At 55.2% G+C, this 18,484-nt stretch carries 12 protein-coding genes and 1 pseudogene; 6 read left to right on the plus strand and 7 right to left on the minus strand.

Going from position 1 to position 18,484, the window contains the following annotated elements; translation table 11 throughout:
• Window positions 1–17: 17 nt before the first annotated feature.
• From tnpB to AVO45_RS19520, 3 genes are all read right to left on the minus strand, one after another.
• Window positions 18–365, minus strand: coding sequence for an IS66 family insertion sequence element accessory protein TnpB (gene tnpB, locus AVO45_RS16480; RefSeq protein WP_068349237.1), 348 nt, complete (start codon window positions 363–365; stop codon window positions 18–20).
• Window positions 362–709, minus strand: coding sequence for an IS66-like element accessory protein TnpA (gene tnpA, locus AVO45_RS20220; protein ID WP_068349240.1), 348 nt, complete (start codon window positions 707–709; stop codon window positions 362–364). Before tnpA ends, tnpB begins: the two co-directional genes overlap by 4 nt.
• 250 nt (window positions 710–959) lie before the next feature.
• Entirely contained in the window at window positions 960–6,116 is a 5,157-nt protein-coding gene (locus tag AVO45_RS19520) for a cadherin-like domain-containing protein (RefSeq protein WP_082688846.1), read from the minus strand.
• Between the two features lie 397 nt (window positions 6,117–6,513).
• Between AVO45_RS19520 and AVO45_RS16505 the strand changes: the two are divergent.
• A pseudogene (locus AVO45_RS16505) lies at window positions 6,514–7,641 on the plus strand (IS481 family transposase).
• A gap of 260 nt (window positions 7,642–7,901) precedes the next feature.
• Here AVO45_RS16505 and AVO45_RS16510 read toward each other — a convergent pair.
• From AVO45_RS16510 to AVO45_RS16525, 4 genes are all read right to left on the minus strand, one after another.
• On the minus strand, window positions 7,902–8,948 hold the full coding sequence (locus tag AVO45_RS16510) for a tyrosine-type recombinase/integrase (protein WP_082688847.1): 1,047 nt from the start codon (window positions 8,946–8,948) through the stop codon (window positions 7,902–7,904).
• A 53-nt stretch (window positions 8,949–9,001) separates the two neighbouring features.
• Window positions 9,002–9,418 (minus strand): hypothetical protein, encoded by a 417-nt coding sequence (locus AVO45_RS16515; RefSeq protein WP_068349250.1) that lies wholly within the window; start codon window positions 9,416–9,418, stop codon window positions 9,002–9,004.
• Window positions 9,418–9,621: a helix-turn-helix transcriptional regulator gene (locus AVO45_RS16520; RefSeq protein WP_068349252.1), complete on the minus strand. Its 204-nt coding sequence runs from the start codon at window positions 9,619–9,621 to the stop codon at window positions 9,418–9,420. The genes AVO45_RS16515 and AVO45_RS16520 overlap by 1 nt, the downstream gene beginning before the upstream one ends.
• A gap of 100 nt (window positions 9,622–9,721) precedes the next feature.
• On the minus strand, window positions 9,722–10,816 hold the full coding sequence (locus AVO45_RS16525) for a hypothetical protein (protein ID WP_068349255.1): 1,095 nt from the start codon (window positions 10,814–10,816) through the stop codon (window positions 9,722–9,724).
• A gap of 1,190 nt (window positions 10,817–12,006) precedes the next feature.
• Here AVO45_RS16525 and AVO45_RS16530 point away from each other — a divergent pair.
• The 5 genes from AVO45_RS16530 to AVO45_RS16545 all read left to right on the plus strand — a co-directional run bounded on the left by AVO45_RS16530 (window position 12,007) and on the right by AVO45_RS16545 (window position 18,433).
• Complete coding sequence (locus AVO45_RS16530) at window positions 12,007–13,107, plus strand: glycosyltransferase family 4 protein (protein ID WP_169796025.1); 1,101 nt, start codon at window positions 12,007–12,009, stop codon at window positions 13,105–13,107.
• A 30-nt stretch (window positions 13,108–13,137) separates the two neighbouring features.
• Entirely contained in the window at window positions 13,138–14,376 is a 1,239-nt protein-coding gene (locus tag AVO45_RS19525; protein WP_082688848.1) for a glycosyltransferase family 4 protein, read from the plus strand.
• An 89-nt stretch (window positions 14,377–14,465) separates the two neighbouring features.
• Complete coding sequence (locus AVO45_RS16535) at window positions 14,466–15,449, plus strand: CgeB family protein (protein ID WP_082688849.1); 984 nt, start codon at window positions 14,466–14,468, stop codon at window positions 15,447–15,449.
• Window positions 15,450–15,460: 11 nt separating this feature from the next.
• The gene (locus AVO45_RS16540) at window positions 15,461–16,771 is read left to right on the plus strand and encodes an oligosaccharide flippase family protein (protein ID WP_068349264.1); all 1,311 of its coding nucleotides are present in this window, start codon (window positions 15,461–15,463) and stop codon (window positions 16,769–16,771) included.
• A gap of 81 nt (window positions 16,772–16,852) precedes the next feature.
• Window positions 16,853–18,433 carry a hypothetical protein gene (locus tag AVO45_RS16545; RefSeq protein WP_157770193.1) on the plus strand — a complete coding sequence of 527 codons (1,581 nt, stop codon included), beginning with the start codon at window positions 16,853–16,855 and terminating at the stop codon, window positions 18,431–18,433.
• Window positions 18,434–18,484: the final 51 nt, after the last annotated feature.

Below are 18,484 nucleotides of genomic sequence, written 5' to 3' on the forward strand. Positions count from 1 at the left end.
ACCAGTATTTATTGGACCTATCCTGTCGTCAGAGGCCGCCATGTCTTCTTCGGCATCCGCCAGTCGATCCCCTCCAGCAGCATCGACAATTGAGCAGGTGTCACGCTGACCTTGCCGTCCTTGGCCGCAGGCCAGACGAACCGGCCCTTTTCCAGGCGCTTCGAGAACAGGCAAGCGCCCTGGGTGTCCCACCAGATGATCTTCAGCAGGTCTCCACGGCGGCCACGAAAGACGAACAGGTGACCAGAATACGGATCTTCCGCCAGTATCTTCTCGGCATAGGCCGACAGGCTGTTGAACCTTTTGCGCATGTCCGTGACCCCGGCGGCAATCCAGACCTTCGTGTTTGACGGGACCGGGATCATACCGCTTCCAGAGCCCGGACAAGATTGGCGATGGCGTTCGGATCTTCGGCATCTGTCACCACCAGGCGATGGCCGTTCCGGGTCATGATCTCGATCCTGGTCACGATAGGCGTCGTGCAATGGCCGTCGTCGCGTCCAGCGTCCACGATCTCAACCGGCAACAGAGCCGCTGGATCAGGCGCAGGCCGGAACCGCTCGTCCTTGCACCATCGAAAGATCATGTTCGCATTCAGGCCATGACGGCGACCGACACCGGCAACCGTCGCGCCTTCAACCATCGTCTCGGCAACCACCTGACGCTTGAAATCGTGAGGGTAGTTCCCCCGACCTCTCTTCCTGCCCATAGAATAGTGTCCACTACTTTTTTGCGGACACTATCCGGCAAAGATCAAAACCGGCAGGTCGGGTTCACCGGACGCTTACGGTGAATTCGCAGCGTTTCCGTTAGATCAAGTCTGAAGTTTTACAGTTAGAGGCTGCTTTCGTGCGCTTTCCGGCCCTTCACTTTGGATTGCACACAAGTTGCACGCCTCAGGTGGGTACGACCTTGATCCAGCTAGAAAGTCTGTCCGCTCCTCCATGACCTCTCCAGTTCTAGAGAAGGTGGTAATCACCAAGATCACTTATCACTAGATCCTCGATGCCCTTCAGAAGAACTTGGTCAGCCGCGTTTCCAGACACCGCGTCGCCATCAAGTTCGAGAACGAGGCCTTTGCGCGTCTCGAACGAGAATGCATCCGCACCGTCGATGAGTCCGTCAGAATTGGTATCAAAGAATGCGAACACATCTTCGTGCTCCGTCGCCCCCAAGATTGACCGCAGATCCAATAGATCCTCGCCTTTAGTGAAATCAGCGATTTCATCCGCATCGGGATCAGACGTAAACCAGAATACATCGGCGCCCTTTCCACCTCTCAGACTGTCATTGCCTCCCGCGCCATTGATCAAGTCATCACCAGAACCGCCGCTTATCTTCTCGTCAACGCTCGTGCCGATCAGAGTATCGCCAGATTTCCCGCCGCCGATGTTGCCGCCATTGTTTGGCTCGCTGGCACCCAACACCGTCACATCGACGGTGACCTTGTCCTCGCCGCCGAAGCCGTCCGCCACCGTGTAGTCGAAGCTCGCCGGGCCGTCATAGCCCGCGTCGGGCGTGAAGATCACCTCGTCGTTTGTCGGATCCGCGTCGCCCTTATCGTCGAGCGAGGTCGACCCGTTGACTGTATCCGACACCGACACCACCGTCAGCGTATCGCCATCGGCATCCGTGTCGCCATCGAGCAGCGAAGACACCGGCAGCACCAGCGTCCCGTTCTCGGTGATCTCGAAGGTTTCAGCATCCGCGACCGGCGCGGTGTTGTCTTCGTCCGTCAGGCCGTCCTGGTCGTTGTCCTTGAAGTCGTTGATCTCGGGCGCGCCTGGATAGACCGTGTTGTCCGCGTCGTCTGCATCGCCCGCAATCCCGGACGTGCCGGCCGGCGCCGCGTAGGCCGACTGGTTCGTCGCCGCATCGTCCACCCCGAAGCCGTCGCTGTCCGCATCCAGATACCAGGTGAAGGGACCGCCAAGGCCATCGACGATCAGCGTCGCCGTGTTGGGCGTCTCGCCACCCTGGCCATCCGTCACGGTGTAGCTCACCGTGACCGTCGTGCTCTCGCCCGACGACAGGGCTTCGGCGAACTGGCCCGGATCAATGCTCAGAACCGCGCCGACCAGCCCAAACGACACCGCGGCGCCGTTCTGGTCCTGCGCGCTCACAGACGTCACGCCGAGCGTCCCGCCGTCGCTGTCCGAAGCCCCCGCATCCCCCAGCAGGTCGATCTCGACAACCGAACCGTCCTCAGACACGGACCCAGCGTCAATCGCACTCGCAGAAGGCGGGACGTTTGTGGTGAGGCCGATGAAGTCAGAAGCCTCCAGAGCAGACACGCCAACGCCTTGGAGGAGAATACTGTCCGTTCCGAGAATGATGCGTAGACCGCCCGCTTCGGGTGAGAAGGCAACCTCGCCGAACGCGAAGCCGTAGCCGCTGATGTCGATCTTGTCACCTTCAAGGACGGTTGCGCCCTTGGTGAAATCGGTTATTACGTCGTCGCTTTCGCCCGGGCGCTTGACGAAGATGTCGTTGCCGCCACCACCCGTCAGAGTGTCGTTCCCAAGTCCCCCAATGAGAGTGTCGCTCCCTTCACCACCCCTGAGGTCATCGTTCCCGATCCCACCGTCGAGCACGTCATCGCCCTCGGCAGTGATCAGCTGGTCGCCCCCCGAACCGCCAAAGATCGTGTAGCGTTCGACCTCGAAAAACTCGACGCTGTCAAACGACTGGGTGGCCGAGAAGAAACGACCGGAACCGTAGTTGCCGTTGAAGCCCGTGCCCGTGCTGACCGAGCCTGTGACCCCCCGGAAGTCTGCTATCGCGTGATCGTCGCCGCCGTTGCCGTCGAAGATGTGGTTCGTATCGTTCGCACCCGCGACAATCGTCACCTCGTCATCGCCGGAGCCGGTACTCCCGCGGATGACTTCTATGCCTGTCCATGATCCGCCTGCCCCCTCACCAGTGGACATATTGATCCGGATATCGGTGGTCTCGCCACTCACATCAAAGTTAACGACGTCGATACCTGCACCGCCTGCAATGACTTCGCCAAAACCAACGTTGAGGAAAGTATCGTTCCCGTCACCGCCATCCATAACGTCGATACCGGCACCGCCGTCGATGATGTCATCGCCGCCAAGTCCGAGAATGCCGTCATTTCCCGCACCGGTCGTGATCCGGTCGTCGCCCGATCCACCGATGACGAAGAAGTTTTCGACCCGAGTGAACGCAAGACTGTCGGAGCCGCTCGAGAATGTCCGCGTGCCCGAACTCGTCGATGTATTGATACCGGCGGTCCAGCCTCTGAGATCGAGCGTTGCGGTATCCGTGCCCCCAAGGCCATCGAAGATCTCGGCCCCACCAGTCGGTTCGATCCACTCGTTGTCGCTGTTTTCCGTGAAGTTGACCGTCGATCCGGCTGCGTCGTCGTCGATGATCGTAAACGAGGCCGAAGCGAGGTTGTTCGGGAGATCCGGAGTTAAGTCAGGATCAGGCGTTGCTTGCACAACCAGCCCGAATGTCTCCACGGACTCGTCCGAGCCGTCGTCGAGGATGTTGACCGACACCGTCGCGGTATCGACACCAGCTGCAAAGGTCACCGCCTGATCAGCAAACCCGACATAATCGCCGTTATTTGAACTCGTTCCCCGATCGCGAGTGGTACTTACGTAGACAGTTTCCTCAAATGTGTCGTCCGGCCTTGTGATGGTGAATTCGATTGTCGTCGAACTCTCCACAACAGTCTCGGAAACCGGAGAGATTGTGTAGCTGCCTGGTGCAGCTACAACAGACAGTGTCGTATCACTTCCGATACTTGCAGGATCAAGCTTGAACGCCACGCTTGCACCAGCCGAAATGCCACTCAAAAGCGCAACCGTAACCCAGTTCTCGCCGTCGACGGCACCATTCAGATCGACTTCGACAAGAGTGCGATTGATATAATCCGACTGACGGACCCGCAGGAAATTTGAAACATCTCTACCTGAAGCCGCGAGATAGTCTCCGATCACCGAAGACAGGTCGATGTAATCACCCTCGCCGGCGTTGTAGGAGCCTGTGTTGCCCTGATTAAAATCGGCGATCTCATCAACGTTCGCGGGCAAAATTCTCGGCTCCAGAGTGCCGACAGGCGCAATATCGTGAAGCTCATAAGTGAATACATCCGCCCCTGGTCCACCAATGAGAACATCAGCCTCGTAGCTCGCAGGGAACGCCGCTCGGCCACCACCGTGCAGGACGTCGTTTCCCTGATCTCCGTAAATGACATCGCGACCGCCCTCACCGTAGAGCAAATCGTCATGATCTTCACCGCGGATTGTGTCGTTGTCGGCCCCGCCGTAAATGGTATCGTTGTTGTCCCCTCCAAATAAGCTATCTCCGCCACCGTCGCCATAAATCTCGTCATTACCACTTTCGCCAAAAATTCTGTCGTTATCTTCTTCACCAAACAGAAAATCAAAACCAGCTCCTCCATTTAAGACATCATCTCCACGACCTCCATAAATAAAGTCAAAAGACAGGCCGCCGTACAATTCGTCATTCCCGTCCTCTCCACGTATGTCATCTGAACCTGACCCTCCGTCAATCAAGTCACGGGAGCTGCCACCAAAAAAGTTCTCCGCTCCATCGCCCCCGAAAAACACTTCTGGAGCATCGTCGCCAAAGAACTGTCCAGCATCTGAGTCCTCAATATTTACGCGATATGTTTCAGCACTTCCGATCAATTCGTCAAAGAACGGCGCATTTACAATTGTTTCAATCGTATTCCTATACGAGACGCGTGCGTGCTCCTCTAGCCCTGCGATGATGTCTTCTGGTCGATCGACTATTAGATGCTGGCCCAAATTGAAGACTAAAGAAGATACACCAGCCAAGTATGTAGCAACGAGATCATCGGTATGAACAATATTCAGTAGTTGCGCGTCGATAGTTGCATCCGCGCTTCGCACGCCAGGCGAACCAATTGTTATCCCTGTGATGGTATCGTTTGTAGGCGCATGTTGATCCATAAAGTACTCAACCATTGCGCCACCAAGACTGTGACCGACGACTAGAATTTTCTCGATGCCAGCGTTTGAAGCATAGTAATTAAACAGCCCCGTGATCAAGGCATCATACTTCAAATAGTGCGCGGTCCACCCCAATACTCCACCAAACAAGTCGGTTACAATATCAAGGCCACTGCTAGTGCCTGTAAAAGAAATTGCTAGCGTGTCGCCATTTCGTGCAACAAAGCCTTGGGCATTAAGAAAATCATAAAGAAAATTCGTATCTCCTAAACCGACGCCAAAATAGGATGGCGCAATTCCAAGATCATCGGCTCCAAGAATTTGCCATCCAGATCCAGAAGAAGCTGCAATGAGATCAACTGATGATTTCTCGTAGGACCAATCGATTAGATCCATCGCTGTTAGAAGTGTGCTCTGCTCAAATCTGTTGATATTGATTGAAAGAGACGAGGCGCTCACCTCGTCGAAGGTTGTGGTCCCAAATATAACAATCGATTCAGTAGAAAAGACAGCTTCAGTCGAACTAACAAGTGTTTCGCCGGTTGATAATTCGCCTGTGGAATTGGGGCTATCAGCAAAATCCAAAAGTGCAAGAAGGCTGCCGCCATCATCTGGCCCTTCGGCAATCAGATAGCCTGGAAACTCCAGGCCGTCCGAATTCGTGTAGGCACCGACAGTGCTTCCAATGTTCAGGTGGAAATGTGTATCGGTACGAAATCCAGTGTTTCCTACGACACCGATAGGCTCTCCGGCTACTACCGAGTCACCGACTTCCAGCGGCACCGAGTCCTGTGCAAGATGCAGATAGCTCGCATAGAACACCTGCCCGTCTACGACGTGCTCGACAGTCACTACATTGCCAAGCGCGCCCGCGGGACCAAGAGAAGGATCACGCTCCGAGCCATCATTCCCGAAACTGCCGCTCGCCGGATCACCATCCGGCACGCTCTCCTCAACGAAGACGACCGTTCCATCAGCAATGGCAAGAACCTCTTCACCAAAAAGGCTTCCTGACGTCGTGACGAAGTCCCACCCGTAGTAGAGGTCACCATCGTGGCTGAACTCGCCACCCGGTGCTTGCGTTAAAAGCAACTCGAGATTGCGCCGAAGTGGCGTTAGCAAAGTGATTGTTTCTTCAATTGGCATATTCTATGCCCCAATAGATCAATTGCCCCGCCGGATTATTTCAACAGGAATAAATCAGTCCTTGGAAATGCAGGAAAAAGGTTACGGTCAGCCAGCTTCGGCGCTCCGCCAGAACTACACAAACACACAAATCGCTACCCCACGTCCCCCGAGGATGGACAGATTAAACACTACAGAACCACATCAGGCAAGGATTTCCAGTCCCTGGGGACGGACAGGCAAACCCCCAGCCGTGGTCTATTGGCTGAGAAAAGACGAAACCCAACCCCCTAACGGTGATGCAGGCATCACCTGCCGGGCAACGGATCAGCAGGAGCAGAGAGTAGTTTAATCTGTAAAACACACGACTTGATCTGACATTTCGGCTCTTTTTAGCGCAAGCAAGGAGTGTCGATCAATGACATGTATTCAAGAAAAGATCATCAAACCGAAACTGGGGCTGTTGGAGCTGGCCAAGCAACTCGGCAGCGTTTCGCAAGCCTGCAAGGTGATGGGGTATAGTCGGGACAGCTTCTACCGGTTCAAGGAACTCTACGAGCAAGGCGGTGAGTCAGGAGGATCAGGAATTGGTCCGGGGGACCAATTCCCCGACGAACGCGCTGATGGATCTCAGCCGCAGGAAGCCGGTCCTCAAGAACCGGGTGCCGGAACATGTCGAACGGGCGGTGATCGAGTTGGCCATCGAGAACCCGGCCCTGGGCCAGAAGCGGGCGTCATGGGAGCTTCAACAGAAAGGTGTCATGGTGTCCTCGTCCGGCGTCCGTTCGATCTGGCTGCGCATTGATCTGGAAACCATGAAGAAGCGGCTCAAAGCTCTGGAAGCCCGCGCCGCCCAAGACGGCATCCTGCTGACCGAGGAGCAGATGGCGTCGCTGGAGAAGGCCAAGGCCCGGAAGGAGGCCCACGGCGAGATCGAGAGCCACCATCCGGGTTATCTGGGCTCTCAGGACACTTGTTTTATGTGGGCACGATGAAGGGCGTCGGGCGGATTTACCAGCAGACCTTCGTCGATACCTATGCCCGCGTGGCGATCTGCAAGCTCTATACAGAGAAGACCGCGATCACGGCAGCCGACCTGCTGAACGACCGGGTCATTCCCTTCTTTGCCGAACACGGCATCAGCCTGCGGCGCATCCTGACCGACCGAGGCACCGAGTATTGCGGCAAGGTCGAGAACCACGCCTATCAGCTCTATCTGGCTGTCGAGGATGTGGACCATTCGAAGACCAAGGCGAACAGCCCGCAGATCAACGGCATTTGCGAGCGCTTCCACCGGACCATCAAGGACGAGTTCTACGACATTGCCTGCCGCAAGAAGCTTTATCGGTCGGTGGAAGAATTGCAGACCGATCTGGACGCTTGGCTGACCAAATACAACGAACGGCGCCCGCATTTAGGAAGATACTGCTATGGCAAAACACCTATGCAGACCTTCCGCGAAACGCTACACATCGCCGTAGACAAGACGATAAGGACTTCCGTGAAATCGGACGGCCAACAACTCATTCTCAGCGCTGTTCGCTGAGATGTCCGTCAGATCAAATCTGAAGTTTTACACTTAATCTATCTACGCGGAAACTTGCCCAAGGATCGGGGAGTAGCTCAGACGGCTTCGTCCGTACTGCAGACATCACTTGGTTGATTCCACCGGCGAACCTAGGGATTTGAGCAACGGACGCTGGCCAGATGGAAACAGCCCGACTTGAGCCGTTCCCTTGGGGTCTGTTCACTTGGACCGACCTCACCCAGACCAGACAAGCGCAGCGCCATCACCTCAGTTGACGTTTACTCTATCACGTCCTCCGCCTCCGCCAGATGCTTCAGTAAATGCGCTTGACGCTCCGAGGTGACCGAACCGTAACTATTGAAGGTGGTCATAACATCTTCGTGCGAGAGGTTTTGCGACCAGGCTTTCATTTCCTCCGGTGTGCTGCAGATGGTTGTGCCGTACCGTGCGAGAGTTTTTCGGAAACTATGTGGACCGAAATTGGGAAATCCGAGCCGAATGAAATTCTCACGCACAATCTTTCCAACAGGTTGAGTTGCCTTCCAGTGGTTCCGGGACAGTTCAGCTGCCTCAAAGGCAAGACGCTCTCCCGTGATCATCTTTACCTTCGGGAACAGTGGGTCATCTGGGCCGAAGAGGCGTGTGTTTCGCATATGCGTGACATAATCTTCAAATGCCTTCCCGATGTCTTTTCCAACGGGAAAGAAGGTCGTGGTCGAGGTCTTGTGGAACTTGGTCGCGACCTCACGGGAATCCTGATACACGCAATCGTCGTGAAGATTGACATGGCGCATCTTCAGGGTGATCAGAGCCCCGACACGGATACCGGTCAGGGCCAGGAATGCGATCACAGCGCGATCGCGCCGCTGCACATCCGTCGTGCTGGGCATGTTCGCTAGCACGTACCGGATCTGATCGAGCGTGGGCGACGGTCTCACGTCGTGCGTTCGAGCTTGAGCCTGTTCCGCATTTGTCAAATTGAAATAGTCCGCGTCGCTATACCGGACGGCGCGACGGTAGCCGGGCTGCTCGGACAACCACTGAACGAAGGAGCGTAGCGCCTTGCAGATCTGGTTCATCGTCGCGGCCGAAAGTGGCTGGCCGGATTTCATGCTCTTTTCAGCGCGCAGTTTGTCCTTGAAAGCCACCGCCTGCTGAATGTGAAAGTGCTTGAACGGTTTGTAGCCGGTCGAGGCTTCGAACCGTTCTATTGCCGCGAGATGAACATCAAGGGTGCGATTCGACAATCGCTTAGCTTCGCGCAGGTAGGTTTGGTAACGGCGGCGCAGTCGGACGTTCTCGGGGTGGCGTTTCTTGCTGCTCATTGCTGTTGTCTTCTCTTGAGTCCTCAAACAGGAGGATGTGATTTCAGATAAAGTCAGGAGACGTTGCTCTGAGGGTTTTGGGCGGCCTTGAGAAATGCGGCCACCTCGCCCCGCGCTACACGGCGGCTCATGACCGCTCCACAATTGCTGCAGAGAGCCTGTAACAGGCTCGGCTGGTTCGGTTTGGCGACATCGTCAACCACCCCACCGTCGGGGTAGGCTGGCTTCTTGCAGCCGAGGCAGAACATCTGCCCCGGTGCCAACTTGCCCTTGGTGTTGCGGCCGCGCAGGGCCGGAATCAAATCCGCGCCGATCACCAACATAGGCGATAGGTCATCGATGACCTGAACTCCCTCTTCGTACAAGAGACGTTTGAGGGTGCGCGGAGCACATCGAAGGAGCGCACTGGCCTCCTCAATCGAGTAGACACGGTGCTCCTTGAGCGCACGCCAATTGAAAACGCGCGCCATCAGTGGGTCCCCTCCCGAAGCAAACTGCGGATGTCACCCACACGCCATGCCGTCGTGCGCGGCCCGAGCTTGATGGGTTGCGGGAACCGACCGCTGCTCACCCCCGCCCACCAGGTCGAGCGTGAAACCGGCAAGGGGCCGTTAGGTTGCAGAATCTGTTTTTCGCGCAAGAGCGCATCATCGGGGAGGTCGTCGAAAGTCATGTTTTCCATCCTTGTGCTTTGGGATGGAACCAAGACTGCCATCGGCCGAAATCGTCCGGGGCCAAATCACGTTTGGAAAGGCCAAATCACCTTTCCATCCTTATTTTCTTGGGAATAGTTGTTCCCAAATGCCTTGGTCGACGTGAATGTCGGCAGCTTCACGGAGGTATTTTCGAACTGTTTGGGGCGTCATAGGGATGCCTAGCTCCTCGGACTTTTCCGCCACTTGGACAGGCACATCCGATTTAGCTCGCCGCGGGTCATAGGAATAGCCATCCACCGCCATAGCGATCAGCGCCTTTTGGAGGCTCGCAATTCTTTTTGCTTGTGCTCCTTTGGCCGAAGGGGAGTCTGCGTCCTCTGACAATTCTTTGATCTTTTGGCGGAGCCGGGCTATCTCTTCGTCGCCGGTTCCCGTTGCTTCGTTCCGAACGATCTGCATTTCTTCAAGCTCTGTGACCTTGGCGATTTGCGCGTTCAGCTTTCGGTTCAGGTCCGCATTTTCCTCTACCAGTCTTGTCAGCCGATGGTCATCGACCGGTTCAACGGACTCCAACTTCAATCCAACCGCGCGCGTCCACGCTTCCGACACGTAGTATCCCCTGGTATTTAGCCAATTGAGCCACTCCAAGGGGGAGGCTTTCTCGGTGATTTCCTCCATTTCCAAGGCGCGTTCGAGAATACGAAACCTGTCCTCCCGCTCGCGGATAGTGTCACCTGTCTCGGGTGCTTCCCCCCGCCAGCCATTCGTGGTGTAGGGATCGAAGTTTAGCGAAAGATCGATCGCTTCGCGTGAAGTCCAATACGGCTTGCGCGCCCACTTGCCGATCAAAGCGCGTTCTTGTGCGCGATACCTCTCGGAGAGGATCTGTTCGCGGCTGAAAGCGAAATGCTGGCCGTCAAACCCGATCGGTCCCTGAGGTGTGATGGCAATCCACCAGTCCTCATGAAATGGCAGGCCATTTCGTTGACCCCACCAAAGCCACCACTTAGGCGAACGAAAGGTTTCGCCTGATCGTCTTGCCCGCTCCAGTGTTGTCGCGTTTTCAAGGAGCTCTGTTTCCGCAAGAAGAGAGTCCGGCGAAATGCCCAGCGCGAGCGGCACGGCTTCCTCCAAGGTCCAATCATTCCGATAGCTCCACGCCTCCAATAGCTCGTGCGTCGGTCTTTTGGCGGCCTGCTGGTATGCTGTCATGAATGTGCTCTATCCGATCTCATCTGGTCGAAGTGGCGCAATGCTGCATTCAGCGTGTTCTCACTCGCGCAGCGCTGCGAAGGTCGCCCGGAAGGAAAGACGAATCTCTCTTGCCCGGTCAAGGTTTGAAAATCCTCCACATGCGCAAATGGTTGGCGGAAGGGAGGAGCAGAATTGGCGAGACGTGTCTTCGCCCGATGAGCGTGATACAAACCATACCCGGGCTTGTCGAGAATGGCCGTGCTAGACTGAAGCCCAAGCTAGTTACCAATCAGTTCAGCCATGCGATCACCGCGGGCCACGTGTCCCGCGAGTCGTCCAAGATCACTGAACGCTATCTCGGAGACAAACTGTGCCCTGCGCCTTGCACCACGTCGCCGCAACCTCCATCGCCGAATACGATCCCGGGTATGTCGGGGTTATTCGTGATCTCTTCGGCCACACCACGATGAAGACTGCTGAGAAGTACCACAACCGCGCTGGAAGCATCTCCAGTTGCAACGCGTTGCAGAGATTAGTCGCGGGTTTACGCAGATGATGCCGAGACTGGTACGATGAACTGCTCAAAAAGACTTGAGATCCAGGCTGTCTGGATCTGATGTGGGGTTGTGCCGCCCGTTGAACGATTTGGTTGGGTCCGCCACAGCCATCCCTGGGATGCGAAAAACTAGGCGGTGATGTGATCGGGTCCGATCCTTTTTTGCGAGATCATGTCTTCCATGGCGGTACACGAGACTGCGAAGCATCGTCTTGGAAAGGCGACGACATCTTGATGTAGGCCAAACAATCTGCCGCGCGCTCTCGACGCGACGAAGCGTCTGCGCGATACGATACCTGTACCAACATTCCGGACCAGAGGGCTTTTCACCTACGAAGCATTACGGTATCGACCGGACCAATACGATGCTGGTGATTCATTCTCGGTTTCGAATTTCTCGCAAACAAGGCGCCGCCTAAGGCCGTCCTTGTGCGGTAGCCGTGCTGGTGCCGTATGGTTCACGGCAGATAGTGGTTCAATGTTCACGAACCGTACCAACAATTTGAGCAAGCCGAGCTTGGCGCGCTGATGGCGCTAACTTCGAGTTCGGATAGATATAGATAGTGTGCGTATCGGGGGGGCACGTTGTCTGTTTTGCGGAGACTTAGCGTGATCATCGTCCTGGGGCGACCAAACCTCACTGTGTTGCATGATGCAGAATAGCCAATCCGAAGTCCGCGTTCTTGCCCTTGCTGCAGAAGCTTTTGGAGCCAGTGGTGGAATAGCTCAGTCCACGCGTGATCTCATGTTGGCTTTGTCGAACATGCCCGAAGTGGATGGCGTCGACATTCTGCCGAGACTGCAACCTGACCCCGCTACAAAACTGCCGGCTGGCATTCGGCAGTTTTCGGCATGTAAGTCGCGACTGGCCTATGCCATCCGGGCAATCTGGCTAGCAGCTACGCTGAGACCGCAGGTCGTCTATTGCGGTCATGCCTTCATGGCGCCGCTCGCCTATCTCTGTGCGCGTCTGGCCGGGGCATACCTTGTTTCACATGTTCATGGGCTTGAAGTTTGGCAGCCGTTGACGGCCATTAAGAGGCGTGCCCTTGCTGCGTCGGATCTAATTCTATGCGTAAGCCGATACACGGAAAAAAAAGTTATCGAAGTGACGGGTGCCGACCCGAGCCGGTGCAAAGTCATTTTCAACACATACGATGAGAGGTTCACACCGGGTGATAAGATCGCGGCACGTGAAAAGTTCAAGATCCCACGAGAGGCTACCGTTTTATCCACAGTCAGTAGACTGGATCCCCAACAACGCCATAAGGGGCATGATCGGGTAATACCTCTCCTCAAGAATTTGACTCAGGACTACCCAAACCTCGTGTATCTCATAGCTGGCAAGGGTGGAGATCGCGCAAGGCTTGAAGAACTGGCTCGCAACTCAGGATCAGGGGATATTGTTCGGTTCCTTGGTTTCGTGGCTGATGACGATCTTCCGGATCTGTATCGTGCTAGTGACATCTATACCATGCCGTCCCATGGGGAAGGCTTCGGCATTGCCTTTGTGGAGGCAATGGCCTGCGGCACGCTCGCCCTCGGTCTCAACGTGGGCGGAGCCGGCGATGCGCTCCGAGACGGCGAGCTGGGGCTGGCTGTTACCGAAGAGAATTTTCCCGATACACTGCGCGTCGCGCTTGCCAGGCTGCCCGTCGATCACACAGACCTTTCCGAGCGCACGCGCGCTGCCTTTGGCCGTCCTCGCTTTGCGGCTCGGGTGGAGGAGGCGGTAGCGCCACTGTTTTCTTGAGGCCCCGATTGGCGAGAAAGTACGTTCCAAATGAGAAATGATTCAAATTCAAAGGCTGAGAATGCCAAGGTGCCCTTTCCAATCTATCGAATTGCTTTCGTTAATACTCACCCAATACAGTACTTTGCCCCGCTCTATCGTTATCTCCAAGCAGAAGGAGGCTTTGACGTAACGTGTCTTTATTTTTCGGATTTTTCCCTCCGTGGTGCGATTGATCACGGTTTTGGTTGCGAAGTTAAGTGGGACATCGATTTGCTAAGTGGGTATCAGCCAATATTCATGAGGCGATCTGCGCAAAGGCGAGAAAGTCGAGGCTTTTTTTCGATGGTCGCACCTGAAGTGTGGCCCGCAATACGACGCGGAAAGTTCGACGCCATTGTGATTCACGGGCACTATGTTGCCGGCCATCATGTCGCTCTTGCCGCGGCAAAGGCAAGTGGAACTCCAGTATTTGCACGTGGTGACACGAACGGATTTCGCAAACATCATGGTGTGCGCGGGCGGGTTCGCAAGGTCGTTTTGTCTGGATTCTACCGTATGTTCGATGGTGTTCTCTCGGTCGGAACAGCCAACGACATGCACTACCGAAGCATGGGCATTCCAAACGATCACATCTTTCGTGTTCCGTTTGCTGTGGACAACTCGAGGTTCTCGGCATTTGCCGACTTTGGCCAGGTTCGCAAGCGAGATCTAAGGTTAGAATACGGCCTTGACCCTGATCTACCAGTTATTTGCTTTGCAGCCAAGCTCGCGCCGCATAAGCGACCACATGACCTTCTGAAAGCTTATGCGGCACTGGTTTCTAGCGGCACTCGCGCACAACTAGCCATTGTTGGCACGGGCCATCTTGAGAGTGAACTGCGTCAGGAGGCAGAAAAGATAAAGAATGGGCGCATTTCATTCCTCGGTTTCGTCAATCAGTCGAGACTACCCAGCTTGTTCGCTGCATGTGATGTCTTTGTGCTACCAAGTGAGTTTGAAGCTTGGGGATTGGTAGTTAACGAAGCGATGTGCGCAGGTTTGCCAGTCATTTGCTCTCGGGAATGTGGCTGCAGCCATGATCTTGTGAAAGACGGGCTAAACGGGCATGTGTTCGACGTAGGAGACATTGGAGCACTTTACAATGCACTTTCAAATGTTCTGAGCGACGGTGATCGTCAGGCTAGCTACAGCGCCGCAAGCCGAGAGATCGTCGCTCGGTGGAGCTTTCGAGAGTGTGCGAACGGATTACGCCAGGCTATCGACGCGACGCGGGGATCCAACGCTTGACCCGCAAAGAGCTTTTACACAATTCGCTCGCTCAGTGGCCTGAGCGGAATCCAGTGATTCTATTAGCTGGGACTTTCTGGACGGGAAGTATGGAACACGGCCTTTCCACAGGCTTTCGACGGCAAGGCTGGATCGTTCGCGAGATCGAAAAAAGGGACTTTTTCTCATCTTCCTCTACGTTGCTCGAACGTGCGCTGAACCGGCTCTCGGCACGCAGTCGGGCTGAACGATACGAACGCGCTGTCATAGAGGCCTGCCGACATCTACAACCGAAAGTGCTTTTCACGGTGAAAGGCGCGTTTCTGTCTCGCAGGGTCTTCGAGGCCGCGCGAGAAATGGATATCAAGACGGTGTGTTTCTGGCCGGATAGAGATTTCGATCACAGCGGAGTCGACCTTGAGGGATTGCTCGCGTCCGACCTGTTCATCACCAGTAAATCGTTCCAAATGCCGTGGCTGGCAGAACGTGGATTGGCCGCACGCAGTGCTTTTGTCGCCCATGGGTATGATCCCGATGCGCACATGCCAATCTTGCGCAATGTAACTGAAAACGATTACACCGCTGATATTCGGTATATTGGGAACCATTCTCCGGCAAAGCAGTGCTGGGTAGAAGGATTAAACGGCGCGTTGCCTGATGTTAATCTGCGCGTCATAGGAAACCGTTGGTCAAGTAACCTGCCGCGACCGCTTTCCCAGCGATTGGTCGAGGCAGCCTCATACCACGCGGCTAACTATGCGTTGGCCATACAAACCGCTCGGATAAATATCGCTGTTCATTGGGGAAAAGCGCCAAATGGTTGGGAAGATCACGTTTCGACCCGAACGTTCGAAATCCCGGCGTGTGGTGGCTTCATGCTGCATATTGATAACGACGAGGTGCGGCAGTACTACGACGTAGGAACCGAAATTGACGTTTTTTCCGATGTGGATGAGTTGGCTGACAAGTGCCGATATTACCTGAAACACGACGAAACGCGTAGGCGTATGGCACGAAAAGCCCACGAGCGTTGTGTGCCGGCCTATTCCTATCATTCGCGTGCGCTTGAAATCGGTCGAATGTTGAGAAGCTGACTGTGCCTCGATTGGCTGCCTTGAAAGGGCACCTGCTTGGACAAACCGGCCGGCAGGGAGCCAGTCTCGCTTTTGCGCAGGCGGTTACGGTTGTCGCCGGAATCGGCATTGGTTCACTTTTGGCTCGAGGTCTTGGTGTCGAAGGGTACGGACGATACCTATTCGCACTGACCGTTGTTCAGGTCATGATGATCCCGCTCGACTTCGGTTTGCCGACGCTTGTTATGCGCGAGGTTGCCGTGCTGCGAGCGCGGGGTGACTGGGCGTTGCTAGGTGGGCTGCTGCGGTGGAGCATCGCATTCGTGGCAGTGATATGGGCGTTATTAGCGATCGGCATCCTTGGGTGGATACACCTCATCGAAACTGAAGATCTGCTTTACATTTTTGCGGTGTTGCTAGCCGGTGTCTGGGCCTATATGCGCTTTGCGGCGGCCATACTACGCGGAATGGAAAAAGTGGTCTGGGCAGCCTTGCCGGATCAGGTCATCCGTCCCCTGACGATGCTTGCGGCACTAACCGTTGTTTCTCTGATCGGAACGCTAACGCCGTCCCGCGCGATGGCGCTTCACACGCTGGCGGCAACCGTCGGTCTGTTCTGGGCCGTATGGATTCTGCACAGGCGCAGTGGTCCCGCCCTGGTCGGTCAGACTGGCGGGGTTCGCTATGCACCTCGAGTCTGGTTTGCAAGCCTGCTGCCGCTTGGCATGGAGGTTGGTGCAGGCTTCCTAAATGCACGAATTGACGTTCTAATGCTCGGATTTCTTACTGATAGCCGCGCAGTGGGCATCTATGGGCTGGGGCTTTTGATTGGGGGCCTCGCGCGTATGCCTGAGACTGTCATAAAGCAGATTGCCGCACCCCGTGTCGCGCGTTACCACGCAGAAGGCAGGACGGTAGAAATCCGGCATCTCGCAAGGCTAAGCGCCGGAGCTTCTGTTTGTGCAGCTATGATTTCTTTGTTCGGCATACTTCTAATCGGCAAGCCAGTTGTCGCCCTGCTCGCGGGGCCTGAGTTTGAGCCTTCCGTGATGGTAGCGGCAATTGTCGCGAGCAGCAGTATCGTGACCGGTTTTTGGTGTCTGGCTGCCACGATACTTAACATGACGGGGCATGAAAAACACACTGCGCGCATCAGCTGGAGTTCGACCATTATCAACGCACTGGCAAATCTAGCTCTGATCCCGCTGCTGGGCGCTCTCGGCGCAGCCTTGGCCACTGCTGTTGTCACCGGCGCGCGGCAGTTTGCTTTTGAAACCGCCGCTAGGAACCATGCAGGGATGACTTCGGGTTTGTTGCGTTTAACTCGGCGAACCCTCGCGTAGCCTAGTGTGCTTACAACTGAGAACAGATGACGAATTGGTCAAGACTGAAGGGGAAACAATGACCGAAATGTGGGAGGCGAGTTGGCGCACTTAGCCGAAGTGTCAAAAGAACTAGAGCTTGTTCGCAAAGGCGGACCGGTAGCCATTTTCTCGCGTATGCTCGCAGCGCTGGTTCCGCTTGTAGTGCTTTACTTCGCGGCGTTAGCATTCACTGAGTTTCAATCGCTCACTCACGTCGCCAACCGTGCGGGACCGATTTGGTTCGTCATTGTTTTGGCTCGCGGAGCTATAAATTTGCTGCGCTATGATGTTCGTCTGATTTGGACTCCCCTTTTCTGGCTTCCGGCGCAATCTGCGATCTTTTTCGGATTTGGTCCACTCGTCCTAGTGTTTGGCAACGACGTCACCCGGCTCTGGGCAACCACCCATTACCTATCGGTGACCTTTGAAGAGTTAGTTTGGGCGAACCAGTTGAGTACTATCGGTGTATTCTGTCTATTGCTCGGCATTTTCTTTCATCTGAGACTGTCGCACTATCGATGGCGGGACGCGCTTTCGGAAGAGAGAAAAATACGGCCACCCATGTCGGCACGGCAGGTGGCGATAACGTTCATCGTTTTCGGTGGAATCCTGAAGTACTTGGTAGTCCTGCCAGCCGCGTGGGGCGTGACCGGCATAGTCGTTCCAGGTTTCCTGACCAATGTTACAAAGCTTGTCGATGTGGGCTTCGCAATAATGGCCTATCTTAGCGCGTGCGGAAATTCGCGGGTGCGAACTCTGTTACTGATATTCTTGCCCATCCATATCATACTATCTGGGCTTACCTTCTCGAAGGAAGAGTTGATAACCGCTTTTCTCTTTCCTGTGCTTGGTGACCTCATGGGGCGCCGTAGTCTCCGTCGATTCCTGATCGTCATCATAGGCATCACGCTCGTTTACACTTGGTCTCAAGATTTCGTAAGCTACGGGCGCGCTCGGATCTTCGAGGATACCGGGACAATCTGGAAGGCAGGGTACGGTCAGAGGGCTGATATCGCGACAGATTTTTTGCTTGGCGAGGAGTTTGCAAGAAAGAGCCCCGATCTAGCTACGCAGATGGAATTTCAGGGTTGGTGGACGAGGCTAAATTATGCAGGCGTACAGGTAGCTGCTCGCAACCTTTACCTTGCCGGGGTTCCTAATGACTCATTTGTGAACGCATGGCTTTATTTCGTCCCGCGGATTATCTGGCCGGAAAAGCCTGTTATCATTGGGCCGGGCTGGTTCTTCTATGAGCGTTTGACCGGGAACGAGGGCACATTCCTCGGGCTGTCTATCTATGGCGACCTGTTTTGGCTTGGCGGATGGGCAACGCTGGTCGTCGGATCATTCCTGGTTGGCTGGATGTTCTCGGCGATGAGTCTTCGATCCATGAGATTCTTGCGTGATGGGAACTACTTGATGTTTCCTCTCGTGCTTCTACCAATGAAGGCGGCTATTTTTGCTCCGACCAATTTCGTGGCAAATGGCATCATAGCGTTGGTCCCTATGTATTTGGCCTATTTTCTCCTTATGAGTATTGCTCTCAGGATAATAGCTCTTATGCCTCGCCGTCTCGTGGCTCACCAAAAAACGCCTGATCGCGGACGCGGTATTGGACCTAGACAAACCGTTGCTCACTGAATTGGCGGCTGTGGGAAAGCACAGGCGCGTCCCCCCCCCCCCCCCCAAAAA

The organism is Ruegeria marisrubri, from assembly GCF_001507595.1.
Taxonomy (GTDB): Bacteria; Pseudomonadota; Alphaproteobacteria; order Rhodobacterales; family Rhodobacteraceae; genus Ruegeria; species Ruegeria marisrubri.